At 47.3% G+C, this 12,103-nt stretch carries 10 protein-coding genes; 8 read left to right on the top strand and 2 right to left on the bottom strand.

Features of this window, described 5'->3' with window-relative positions:
- Positions 1–27: 27 nt before the first annotated feature.
- The 5 genes from NSQ57_RS15425 (at position 28) to NSQ57_RS15405 (ending at position 3,470) form a co-directional block, all read left to right on the top strand.
- Complete coding sequence (locus tag NSQ57_RS15425) at positions 28–468, top strand: YlbF family regulator (protein WP_013310906.1); 441 nt, start codon at positions 28–30, stop codon at positions 466–468.
- A gap of 38 nt (positions 469–506) precedes the next feature.
- The gene (locus NSQ57_RS15420) at positions 507–767 is read left to right on the top strand and encodes a YlbG family protein (RefSeq protein ID WP_029517637.1); all 261 of its coding nucleotides are present in this window, start codon (positions 507–509) and stop codon (positions 765–767) included.
- A gap of 228 nt (positions 768–995) precedes the next feature.
- Positions 996–1,433: a hypothetical protein gene (locus NSQ57_RS15415; RefSeq protein ID WP_340885824.1), complete on the top strand. Its 438-nt coding sequence runs from the start codon at positions 996–998 to the stop codon at positions 1,431–1,433.
- Between the two features lie 211 nt (positions 1,434–1,644).
- The gene (locus tag NSQ57_RS15410; RefSeq protein WP_069010585.1) at positions 1,645–2,601 is read left to right on the top strand and encodes a selenium metabolism-associated LysR family transcriptional regulator; all 957 of its coding nucleotides are present in this window, start codon (positions 1,645–1,647) and stop codon (positions 2,599–2,601) included.
- Positions 2,601–3,470 carry a PHP domain-containing protein gene (locus NSQ57_RS15405; protein ID WP_039270856.1) on the top strand — a complete coding sequence of 290 codons (870 nt, stop codon included), beginning with the start codon at positions 2,601–2,603 and terminating at the stop codon, positions 3,468–3,470. The genes NSQ57_RS15410 and NSQ57_RS15405 overlap by 1 nt, the downstream gene beginning before the upstream one ends.
- 93 nt (positions 3,471–3,563) lie before the next feature.
- On the opposite strand, the gene NSQ57_RS15400 is transcribed toward NSQ57_RS15405, so the two are convergent.
- Complete coding sequence (locus NSQ57_RS15400; RefSeq protein ID WP_342424998.1) at positions 3,564–5,309, bottom strand: NFACT RNA binding domain-containing protein; 1,746 nt, start codon at positions 5,307–5,309, stop codon at positions 3,564–3,566.
- Positions 5,310–5,538: 229 nt separating this feature from the next.
- On the opposite strand from NSQ57_RS15400, the gene NSQ57_RS15395 reads away from it, so the two are divergent.
- Together NSQ57_RS15395 and dapF are read left to right on the top strand one after the other, a co-directional pair.
- Positions 5,539–8,337, top strand: a complete 2,799-nt coding sequence (locus NSQ57_RS15395) for a calcium-translocating P-type ATPase, SERCA-type (RefSeq protein WP_029517633.1) — start codon at positions 5,539–5,541, stop codon at positions 8,335–8,337.
- Positions 8,338–8,446: 109 nt separating this feature from the next.
- Positions 8,447–9,280 carry a diaminopimelate epimerase gene (gene dapF / locus NSQ57_RS15390; RefSeq protein ID WP_029517632.1) on the top strand — a complete coding sequence of 278 codons (834 nt, stop codon included), beginning with the start codon at positions 8,447–8,449 and terminating at the stop codon, positions 9,278–9,280.
- A 126-nt stretch (positions 9,281–9,406) separates the two neighbouring features.
- Here dapF and NSQ57_RS15385 read toward each other — a convergent pair.
- A protein-coding gene (locus NSQ57_RS15385) for an IS1182 family transposase (RefSeq protein WP_342424997.1) occupies positions 9,407–10,806 on the bottom strand; the annotation gives its coding sequence in 2 pieces (ribosomal slippage) (positions 9,407–10,239 and positions 10,239–10,806; 1,401 coding nt in all).
- A 255-nt stretch (positions 10,807–11,061) separates the two neighbouring features.
- Between NSQ57_RS15385 and NSQ57_RS15380 the strand changes: the two genes are divergently transcribed.
- Complete coding sequence (locus NSQ57_RS15380; protein WP_029517196.1) at positions 11,062–12,084, top strand: hypothetical protein; 1,023 nt, start codon at positions 11,062–11,064, stop codon at positions 12,082–12,084.
- Positions 12,085–12,103: the final 19 nt, after the last annotated feature.

Genomic DNA, 12,103 nt, shown 5'->3' with positions numbered 1-12,103 from the left:
ACTTTATATAAAGTGAGATGAACATTCATGAGCGTAGCCGAATTGAACACGGTCAATATGGCAGAAGTGCTTATTAACGCCTATGAATTGGGCGATATGGTCAACCGATCCTTTGAGGTATCGGATTATTTATATTGGAAACAGCGTGTGGAATTGAATCCGTCTATTCAGGCGTGTGTACGCAAGCTGGATGCCAAAAAGGAGCTATTCGCGGAAACGGAGCGTTTTGGGCATTTTCATCCGAACTATCATGAAGCGAAGGATGCAGTGCAGGTCGTTGAGCTGGAACTGGAACAATTCGTGGATGTTAAGGAGTTCAAACGAGCCGAAAAGGCGCTGGATGATATGCTTCATGCCATGTCTGAAACGATTGCATATTCCGTGTCCGAGACTATTAAGGTGCCGAGCAATGATCCGAATGTGAAAAAAGGCGGATGTGGCAGCGGAGGGAAATGCTCCTGTGGATAGGTCATAGGAATGATACCGAGTGGGGGGAGATGAAGCGAATGTTTGCCGAGCGGACAGGGTACATCATTTGGGTAAGCGATATCAAGGCTGCCCGCAATCTGGAGAAATACGGAAATGTCCACTTTATTTCAAAGCGTATGCATTATGTAGTGATATATATGAATGCGGATCGGGCAGAAGACACCGTTAAAAATATTCGCAGACTTTCCTATGTGCGTAAGGTCGAGCGCTCTTTTCGAAATGAGATTAGGACGGATTACAACGACGATAAGGAAAAGATGAAAGAATATGAAATATAATATTAAATGTCTATAAATTGTAAACATTTTTTGAAAGGTCAGCCTACAGGCTGGCTTTTTTTCGTGAAGTCAGGACTTTTGCATAATGGTCTTGATGCTGTTAGACCTAAAAAATCTTAAATATCACCCATAAACTTCAATTTTGTAACTTGTAGTCCCGGGTCTGTTGAGGTAACATATGAATATATTGGTAGATATAAAGACCTATCTGGTGGGGAGAGTGATCCCGTGCGTGACAAAGCAATGCAGCGATGGAGTACATACGAACCGTTCTACGTGGAGATGGGCGATAAAAAAGTCGCCGATATCGTGATAACAAATCATGCGAAATCACGTTACTTAGATCGGGTAGAGCAGAAACAGTCCGAGACGAATCATATCGCCGCCTGGCTTTGGGAATGCCTGAAGCAAAACAGGATGGAGTCCTATTATCATAACGAAGAGGATGTATATTTAATTGATGGTGATCTGGTCGTCGTGGCCGAATTTGGAGAGTTGCCCGGCGAGATGGATATTGCGGGGAATCCGCTTCACAAAATGATTGTCATTACCTTTTTGGGCCGGATGTCGGAGACCATTGAATTAAGGGATTTGAAGTCATACTATTCATGGTTACGCCATTCGCGGCGCATGACACTGATGAAAAGCACTCGTAAGCAAAAATAGACGGTCATTTGGAGAACGGCTTCAGATGAAAAAATCTCCAAACTTCCTGAATACCGTTAAGTTTAAGTAGAAAGTATGCACTTATTAGCTGCATGCTTTTTTTATTTTCCAATAATAAAACTACCCAATTCAGTAAGTTTACTTGGAAATGCTTCGACAGACGTTTTTCTTATGTTAAAATAGGGAGAACAGAGGGGAGAGGGCTGTCAGTATGAACTTTCATCAGTTGCACATTTTTTATACCGTAGCGGAACGCGGGAGCTTCTCGGCGGCGGCACAAGCGCTGCATATGACACAACCTGCGGTGACGATGCAAATTCAGTCTTTGGAAGATTATTTTGGCACAAAACTGCTGCAACGTTCGACTAAAAAAATCGAACTTTCAGAGGCGGGAGCGACACTCCTGCCTTTTGCGAAAAAAAGCATGCAACTGATCAGGGAAGCTGACGAGGCGATGTCTGCTTTTACTCACATGTTGGAGGGAAGATTGCATATTGGCGCCAGCCTAACGATTGGTGAGTATATTGTACCCAGAATGCTGGGACCGTTTGGTCAGGAATACCCTCATATACGCATGGCGATGAATGTGATGAATACAACTCAGATTATGGATGATATACTAAAACATCAGCTGAATTTAGGACTGATTGAGGCCCCAGTCCAGCATCCGGATATCGTGGTGGAACCTGTGATGCAGGACGAACTGAAATTGATTGTGCCTTCAGGACATGCGCTGGCCAAGGCTAAAAAAGTGGTTCTGGAAGATGTGTTCAAGCATCCTTTTGTAGCCAGAGAAAAGGGATCTGGTACACGTCAAGTAATAGAAGATGAGCTGAAAAATCGTGGTATGGATGCCTCCCGACTTGGGATTGTAATGGAGATGGGGAGCACTGGAGCGGTTAAATCGGCGGTGGAGGCTGGACTGGGTATTACCATGCTATCACCATCTTCGGTGAAGCATGAAGTTGCGCTCGGATTATTGAAAATTGTAAATATTTCAGATATCACGTTCAAACGAGAATTTTATGCAATTCATTTGAAGTCGGCGTTGTTGCCGATTCCGGTAGTAACCTTCCTGTCTTACTTGCGTCGTCATGATCAGGGAACGGACGTCCTGAGGGACTCGCAGGACGAGCTTGCAAAGGTGAAAGAGAAGGAGGATGTATAATGAAGGAGCAGATTAACGTAAAACGATATGATTTACACACACACACCCAAGCATCTGACGGAATGCAACCACCTGCAGATAATGTGCGCTGGGCCAAGGAAAAAGGACTGGCAGGTGTGGCCATTACAGATCATGATACGGTAGCTGGCCTGGAGGAAGCTCTGGAAGAGGGAAAACGCATAGGAATTACTGTGGTGCCAGGAGTGGAAATTAGTACTCGAGCTGGCGATAAGGATATTCATATACTCGGTTATTTTATGGATTACCGCAATAAAGTGTTTTTGGAACGGTTGGAAAAGCTTCGCCAGGCACGGGATACCCGTAATGATTTGATTTTGAGTCAATTGCGTAGTCTGGGTGTGGAAATCACACTGGATGAAGTGGTGGCTACGATGGGCAGACCGCTGGCACCAGATGAAAGCATTGGACGTCCGCATATGGCGGATACGCTGGTTCAAAAAGGATATGCGAAGGATATGCGGGACGCGTTTGACCGTTACTTGGCGGAAGGAGCGCCCGGATATGTGTCTGTACCCCGTGTAGAGCCTGCGGAGGCCATAAACTGGATTCGTGAAGCAGGAGGGGTACCCGTGGTGGCCCACCCTGGCTTGTACGGAAATGATGAGCTGGTTCGTTCTATTATAGAGGAGGCGAAGCCTGCGGGCTTGGAGGTGCGACATTCGGACCATGATGCTGAGGCTGAGAGCCGATATACTGCGATGGCGGCGCAATATGGGCTCATTGCAACTGGCGGCTCGGATTTTCACGGCGCGCGTCAAGGTGTTATTTTTCACGGTGATCTGGGTAGCCGTAGTGTGGAAGGGCAGGTAGTCGAGGAATTGAGGAAGGCTGCTGTTGGACAAAAGTAAATAAAAAGCCCCTTGCCTTATGCATGGAACACAAGAAGTGTATCGTGCAAAGAACAAAGGGCTTTTTTTGTGGATTCAATAGGCTAGTAGGACTTAGCCGTTTTTGATGCGATTCGGCAGCTTTTTGACTAGTTCCTCATCGGGTGTAATGAAAAGCGTACGCTGATGGTCGTAGATGACAAAGCCAGGTTTGGCTCCGCTAGGCTTACGTACATGTCGAATCAGGGTGGCGTCCACAGGTACACTGCTGGACTGCTTGGCCTGACTAAAATAAGCAGCGAGTTGAGCTGCTTCCTCCAGCGTCGCATCTCCGAATTGCTCAGCACGTATAACGACGTGTGACCCCGGAATATCCTTTGTGTGCAGCCAGGTGTCATTTGGTCCGGCCAGTCGATTTGTTACATATTCATTTTGCAAGTTGTTTTTGCCAACCAGTAACTCGATACCTTCGGATGATGTATAGACGTGCAGGGTTGGACGGTCGTTTTTCTTCTTTTTCTTTCCTTTTTTGACCCGATCTCTGAGATAGCCCTGCTGAACCAGTTCTTCACGTATTTCCTCAATGTCATTCATAGAGGCATGGGCTAGCTGCTGAAGAAGACTGTCCATATAACGGATTTCTTCGTGTGTTTTCTCCAGTTGTTCGTCAATGACAGCCAGGCTGTTTTTATATTTGTTGTATTTTTTAAAATACCGTTGTGCATTATCCGACGGGTTGAGTAGTGGGTCCAGTGGGATGGACATTGGACGCTGTTCCTCATCATAGAAGTTGGTGAGCGTCACTTCTTTGTCCCCTTTTTTCACCTCATGCAGCGAAGCGAACAGCAACTCTCCATAAATGCGAAATTGATCGGCATCTTCCGCCTCGGCCAAATCCTGCTGGAGATAGTCGAGTTTTTTTACATTTTTACTTCGCTCGTTTTGCAGAAACCGCAGTAGGTCACTGACCTTTTGCTTAACCGTATCCCTTTCTGCCTTTTCACCGAAGAAGTCCTCCATACACTCACTGATCGTAGCGTATTCCTTACGTTCTCCTTGGATCAACGTCAGCGGAATAGCTGAGAATATCACTTTATCTTGTGCATTTAGTCCAGATACCGGCTGAAAACGATGATTCCGCACGTCATCCATGATGTGACTGAATGTACTCCATAGTGAATGATCACTACCACCAGATACTTCATTAGTTACTCGAGTTAGTATCTCTTCAGCAATGAGGGGACTGAGCCCGGTAAAAGTGTTCACGATCCAGCGTTTGGGGGTTTCTTCGGCCTCAATCGCTGTTTGATACGAGGATCTGAAAGCCGCCTCTTCTGTTTCTAGTGGATTCAGCTTGTTTTGTTCAGGAGGCTCCGTGTATTGAAAGCCGGGCATAATGACCCGATAGCTGCTAATAGACGGTGTAACATGATGAATGCCATCTAGCATCACGCCTGTTTCCGGGTCAAGCAAAATAATGTTGCTGTGTCTGCCCATCAGTTCAATGATAATTCGTTTGAGTGAAACATCTCCCAGTTCATCACGTTGACGTACATCCATGTGAATAATACGCTCCATGCCCACCTGCGTGATTTTCTCAATAACGCCTCCTTCGCAATGCTTGCGAAGAAGCATACAAAACATAGGAGCTTCTGTCGGATTAAGAAAGCTTTGTTCTGTAAAATGTACACGCGGGAAGGTCGGATTAGCTGACAGCAGCAGCTTTACGCTTCCGCCTTGTGCCCGCAGATTCAGCACGATATCGCGATCGTTTGGCTGATGTATTTTATTAATGCGCCCGCCTCGGATGCCTTGCAGTTCGTGTACGATAGCGCGGGTTACGATTCCGTCCAATGCCATAATTATGTTCTCCTTTGAAGCAAATGTATTTTCGCCTTCCTACTATGATACATAACTTTGGGACAAAACTTAAGCGGCTTTGTGATATTTCAGATCCTGTCCGAATAGATTGAATCTAGAAAGTCTGTCCAGCTTATCAGCAATCGCGGCACAAAAATATAATAACGGGCAGCCATCCTACGCACAACCGACGGAAGCGGACTATCTGACCGGGAGGGAATTGGGGAGAATGGAACAAGCACACTGGCACCAATTAAGCAATGAACAGCTTTCAACAAGTCTGGAAGTCGACCCGAAGCAGGGTCTTTCGGAGGAACAGCTTGCGGAACGAAGAGAAAGGTCAGGATGGAATGAGCTGAGCGAGGGGAAGCGAGTTTCGGCGATCTTGCTGCTGCTCAACCAGTTCAAGGATTTTATGATGCTTGTATTGATGGGAGCGACCCTGATATCCGGCCTGCTTGGCGAGTATTTGGACGCGATTACCATTATTGCTATTGTTGTACTGAATGGAATTCTTGGCTTTGTACAGGAATTCAGAGCTGAGCGTTCATTGCGAGCTTTGAGACAACTATCGGCTCCGACGGCCAAAGTGTTGCGGGGCGGAAAACGAATTCAAGTTCAAGCCAGAGAACTGGTACCGGGTGATATTGTGCTGCTGGAAAGTGGTGATCGCATTCCCGCAGATGTAAGGTGGTTGAGTACGAACGGCTGTGATGTAGAGGAGTCCGCCCTGACAGGTGAATCGGTTCCGGTGAGTAAGCATTGCCGCCCTATTCATGCCGCCGAGGTACCACTTGGGGATCAAAAAAACATCGGTTTTATGGGCACGATGATGACTAGAGGAACCGCACAAGGAATAGTTATACGTACAGGTATGAGTACCGAAATGGGTAAGATCGCAGACTTGATAGAAAATACGGAGTCGCAGGAGACACCGTTGCAGCACAGATTGGAGCAATTGGGCAAAATTTTGATTATCGTAGCGTTGGCGCTAACGGTGCTCGTTGTCGTAGCAGGCATTTTACATGGACAGCCAGCCATGAGCATGTTCTTGGCCGGAGTGAGCTTGGCTGTGGCGGCTATACCGGAAGGGTTGCCAGCTATTGTGACGATTGCGCTCGCATTGGGTGTGCAGCGTATGATTAAACGAAAGGCGATTGTGCGTAAGCTGCCTTCTGTTGAAACGCTCGGCTGTGCATCTGTCATTTGTTCCGACAAAACGGGTACCCTGACCCAAAATAAAATGACGGTTACCAAGCTATGGCTGGACGGCCGCTTCTGGGGAGTTACGGGAGAGGGCTATGACCCTCACGGGCATATTATGGATAGAGACCTTCCTGCCGATCTTAAAAACGGACAATCTCTGCGTAGACTGCTGCAAGCCAGTGTGCTTTGCAACAATGCGGAAATTGTTCAAGCCGATACAGAGGAGCTACGTTCGAAAAAGAAAACCAAAGAGCCGACGCCGTCCTCCGTTTGGGAGCTAAAGGGTGATCCGACGGAAGGAGCGCTGGTCACGTTAGCTGCCAAGGGCGGAGTCACGCGACAAGGGCTATATGAGCTATACACAAGGGAGCGAGAATTTCCTTTTGACTCGGATCGGAAGCGAATGTCGGTACTCGTACGCCACCAGGGAGGACACATTGTCTTTGCCAAAGGTGCACCGGATGTATTGCTGGGCCAGTGCTCCTACATTTTATGGGAAGGAAATGTCGTTCCGTTAACGGGTACGCTGCGCCAAAAGGTACTGGCAGCTAACGAAGGAATGGCCTCGGAGGCGCTACGTGTACTTGGTGTCGCTTACCGTGATATCCGCTCGCATGAGCGTGTCTCCACGGTTGAGGAGGCTGAAGCACAACTGATCTTTATCGGGCTGACAGGCATGATTGATCCGCCACGTCGCGAGGTTCGCGAAGCCATTGGCAAGTGTCGTCGTGCTGGCATTCGCACTGTGATGATTACCGGAGATCACGGTACAACTGCAGAGGCCATTGCACAGCAGCTGGGCATTTTTCAGCGCGGATCCCACGTGTTAACAGGACAGGAATTGTCTGCGATGGATGATGCGTCGCTGGACAAAGCCGTTGATACCGTCTCTGTATATGCACGGGTTTCGCCGGAGCACAAGCTACGGATCGTCAAGTCACTGCAAAGGCGCGGACATGTCGTAGCCATGACTGGAGATGGCGTCAATGACGCTCCAGCGATAAAGGCGTCGGACATCGGCATTGCAATGGGTATTACAGGAACGGACGTGACCAAAGAAGCGGCTGCGCTTGTTCTGAGTGATGATAATTTCTCTACGATTGTAGCCGCAATTGAGGAAGGACGGAATATTTACGAGAATATCCGTAAATTTATCCGTTATCTACTCGCCTCCAATGTGGGTGAAATTTTGACGATGTTTTTTGCCATGATGGCCGGGCTGCCATTACCTTTGTTACCGATCCAGATTTTATGGGTGAATCTGGTGACAGATGGCCTACCAGCGATGGCTCTGGGGGTGGACCAACCAGAAAAGGATCTCATGGAGCACAAACCTCGTGGCGCAAAGGAAAATATTTTTGCTCGTCGACTGGGCTGGAAAATCATTAGTCGTGGCTTGTTGATTGGTTTATGTACGCTAGCGGCCTTCTGGCTGACATTACGTATTGCACCGGATGACGCAGGACAACTGATCAAAGCACAGTCCGTTGCCTTTGCTACGCTAGTTCTGGCGCAGTTAATTCATGTGTTTGATTGCCGCAGTTCCCGTTCTATTTTCCATCGTAATCCGTTTCAAAATAGTTATCTTGTGCTTGCCGTGCTGTCTTCAATAGTACTAATGCTAGTGGTTATGTACGTGCCTATGCTGCAACCTATTTTCAAAACGGTACCGCTCGGTTTGCGTGAGTGGGCGCTATCCATTGTCGCAGCTGGGATTCCGACGTTTCTGATGGGAGCGGGAAGTGTGTGGGGCGGTCGACGCAACCGTCGTCGCGGCGGAAATACACACTTTTCAGCGGGACGTACGAAGTTTTCATCCTAGAAATCGGGTTATGCATATCGCATCGCTTTCCCACTATTGCCCTGTATGATATCATGGGATCAAAGCTTCATGAGGAACATGACATCAGCAGCAACGGCGGAGGTAAGCTATGGAATTCACAAAAATGAACGGTCTAGGTAATGATTTTATCGTTTGGTTTGGGCATCAGGAGTTGCCGTCTGACGCCTCGGAATTAGCTGTTCGGCTATGTGATCGACATTTTGGTGTTGGCGCCGATGGGTTGGTATATATATTGCCATCAGAAAAAGCGGATTTCTGCATGCGCATTATTAACTCGGACGGCTCAGAGGCCGAACAATGCGGTAATGCTATCCGTTGTGCTGCCAAATACGTATATGACCGTAAGCATATCAACCGTGAACAGATCACGATTGAGACGCTGGGTGCAGGTGTGCAGCAGGTCGAACTAACTGTAGAGAATGGACTTGTTCGTATGGTGAAGGTAGATATGGGAGAGCCAATTCTTGAGGGTTTGAAGATTCCGACTACTCTGGATCTGACTAGCGTAATTAATGAGCCCATTGAAGCTGGAGGAAGTGGTTTTCGCTTTACGGCTGTATCTATGGGGAATCCGCACTGTGTCATTTATGTGGAGGATGCGCCAAGCTTTGATCTGGAAGCCTGGGGGCCAAAGCTGGAATGCCATCCGTTATTCCCTAAAAAAACAAATGTTGAGTTCGCCACGGTACGTAGCCGTAAGCATATAGATATGAGAGTATGGGAGAGAGGAGCCGGGCCGACGCTAGCTTGTGGAACCGGAGCCTGTGCTACGCTTGTTGCTTCTGTACTAAACGGATATAGCGACCGCCACGCCATTGTAAGCCTGAAGGGCGGCGATCTGGATATCGAATGGAGCGAGGAAGATAATCACATATATATGACGGGTCCGGCTGAGATCGTGTACGAAGGTCGTCTGTTCTGAATCATGTGACTATAAAGATAACGTGCAACTACTTATGAATCGTATAGAAGTGAGTGAAAAGAAGACCTTAGTAGGTCTTCTCAGATTGTCGAGAAACCCCGTCATTTTGAGACGTGGGTTTCTTTTTTACATCATAATGCTCTGGTCTCTGGAGAAGCAGGGGGGGTACCCCTGTTTCTCCAGGCGAGCTAGGTGGATCGCCATCTTCTTCATGTTCTGCGCGGCTGCCGTCATAAGGGCTTGTTCCCTGACGTTTGGAAGACCGCGCAAACGGCAATAGCGAAACCCATGGAGCTCTTTGGCATCCGCGAAGCTTCGCTCAATCGTCTCTTTTCGTTTGCGGTACAGCTTTTTACCAGATGGGCTCAGCCGGTTGCTCCGTACCCACTCTTTGCTGTCTTCCCAGACATGCCGAGTCACCACTTTGCGGTGGTTTCGAGACTGGGTACACTGACTTAGCAGTGGGCAATGCTGGCACTGAGCTGGGTCAGAGGCATACTGCCGGTATCCCTTACGGTCCGTCGTTCGGTAGGGCAGTTCCTGTTGGGCTGGGCATCTATACGCATTGCGTTTGGCATCGTATTCAAACTTCCATTTCGGAAACAGTCCTTGTCTGGGATGGAATCTTCGGTGAGCAATCACGGCAAAAATCTTTCGGTTCTGCAAACCTCGGCAAATCGGCGTTGTTAAATAACCTGAATCTAGTGCAACAGCTTCTACTTGAAAACCAAAACGTTCTCTTTGGCGATCCAAACGGGACAAATAGGGGACAGAATCATGTACATTCCCTGGTGTCACATGCACGTCCGTAATCAGATTGTACTTCATATCCACCGTGCGGTGGTCCAGATAGAAGAAGCCTTCGGGCTTGCCATCACGGATCATATAGCCGCTGTCCGGGTCTGTTTTGCTCACTTTAATTTCTTTTTCTTCGTTCACTTCCTCTCGGGATTTTAAGGCTTTTTTCCGTGGTTTCTCCGGTCATCCTTCACCGCTTCGTTCAGCTCGTCCATATAGTCTTTAGTATTCTGCAACACTTGTTCTTTGATGTACTGGTGCCTGTTAGCATTGGCTTTGACGTGTGTGGAATCGGTGACGAGAACACGCCCACCCACCATTCGGTGAGAGATCGCCTGCAGCACAATTTCATCGAAGATATCTTGAAAGATCGTGGTGTCTTTAAAGCGAGTGCGACGATTCCAGCTAATCGTCGTATGGTCCGGAACTTTATCCGTTAAGCCCAACCCCAGAAACCAACGATAAGCTAGGTTCGTCTGAATTTCTCGCTCGAGTTGCCGTTCTGAGCGAATGCCATAGAAATAACCGAGAAAGATCATTTTAAACAATACGGTAGGATCAATGGCAGGACGCCCGTTGTCTGCACAATACAGTGGTCGAACTTTATCATCGATAAACGAAAAATCGATATACTTATCTACTTTGCGGAGCAAGTGATCTTGAGGAACCAGATTTTCGATGGAAACAAATTCGTAGGATTGTTGTTTTTCGCGGTTGGAGCGTAGCATATCAACACCATCCGTTCTACAATAGTTACCTATATTATACAACATTAACGCGGTGTCGTCTTAAACAAAATTAACATAAAATAGGCTGTCGAGACTTTCTCGACAATCTGAGAAGACCTTAGTAGGTCTTCTTTTTTTGGACTTAGATGCCCCTGTATACAAGGAATATGATGAACAAAGCAACATTCTGTCTTTTTTTGGCGCCTGAACGATGTATAATATAGAAAATGAAAAACAATAAGGAGGCCGTTCATAGTGCGGAAATTTCGTTGGATTTCAGCAGTTGCAGTCCTCATATTTGTAGCCACCGCGCTTCCGGTTCAGGCGGCGACCATTCCGGCCGCCGCGGAAACGACGGATAAGCAGGTTGGGTCGCTAACTCCGACAGTGGTAAGCCGTTTAGAAAAAGCGGTGCAAGAACTCATCGGCTCGAAGACAGCATTTCAATTTGACGATGTGACGGATATGGGGAAAACTTGGATTGTAGAGGGCGGACTGGAAGATGGAACTGCTACGTTACAGACAGAATATAATAAAGAAAAAAATAGAGTAGATTCTACAACCATACGATATAAAATAAGCAGCTTGGGAAAAGCGATGAACGCGCCACTCAAGACGAAAGTGCTAAACAGCGCCAAAGCGTTTGACAGCAAGCGTCCTTTGCAATTTGAAGCATTTTGGCGGGTCAAATCCCCTTATCAGTCCAACAAGCCATCAAATTACTGGGTATTTTGGGGCGCAGGTGAACAGGCTTCCTCGTTGTATGTGGATGTGGATCGAGGTAACGCTATTACCATCAACGCGGACTATGCGCTGAAGCGGGTGGACCCTCTGATACTGAACCGTGCAATGAACACATTTAAGCGTGTGAGTGGACAGCCAATTAAGGTGCAGCACGCTTCACGGTACAAGGACGAAACGAAGGGGCTTTCATATTGGTCGTTTGAGGATGCAAACGAGGCCAGTGAGGTCAAAATTAGCGCGGTAACCGGTAAAGTGCTGGCCGTATCCACCTATGGGGTGGATTGGAATGATGACGCAGATTTCAAAAAAACATTTGCAAGCCCGAAATATACTGCCTCAGAAGCTTTGAAGCTAGTCAAGCCCAAGGCTCAGATGTTGTTTAATATCAATTTGACCGGCTATAAAGTGAAAGTTCAAGGGAATCAATATACGTTCTACAAGCAGCAAAAGGGAACGGATTCTATTGTGGCTAAAGTAAATAAAAAAGGGACTTTTTACGCTTACTCTCTCCATTCTTCCGTTGGGAAAATGTAGTAGGAAATAGAAAAGATGA

The sequence above is a fragment of the Paenibacillus sp. FSL L8-0502 genome, from assembly GCF_038593055.1.
GTDB lineage: Bacteria > Bacillota > Bacilli > Paenibacillales > Paenibacillaceae > Paenibacillus > Paenibacillus polymyxa_D.
This window is presented reverse-complemented; position numbering and strand designations above follow the sequence as displayed.

Coding starts and splice junctions, on each gene's coding strand:
- NSQ57_RS15410 (WP_069010585.1), top strand. CDS start 1,645: ATGAACTTTCATCAGTTGCACATTTTTTATACCGTAGCGGAACGCGGG.
- NSQ57_RS15425 (WP_013310906.1), top strand. CDS start 28: ATGAGCGTAGCCGAATTGAACACGGTCAATATGGCAGAAGTGCTTATT.
- NSQ57_RS15400 (WP_342424998.1), bottom strand. CDS start 5,309: ATGGCATTGGACGGAATCGTAACCCGCGCTATCGTACACGAACTGCAA.
- NSQ57_RS15405 (WP_039270856.1), top strand. CDS start 2,601: ATGAAGGAGCAGATTAACGTAAAACGATATGATTTACACACACACACC.
- NSQ57_RS15420 (WP_029517637.1), top strand. CDS start 507: ATGTTTGCCGAGCGGACAGGGTACATCATTTGGGTAAGCGATATCAAG.
- dapF (WP_029517632.1), top strand. CDS start 8,447: ATGGAATTCACAAAAATGAACGGTCTAGGTAATGATTTTATCGTTTGG.
- NSQ57_RS15395 (WP_029517633.1), top strand. CDS start 5,539: ATGGAACAAGCACACTGGCACCAATTAAGCAATGAACAGCTTTCAACA.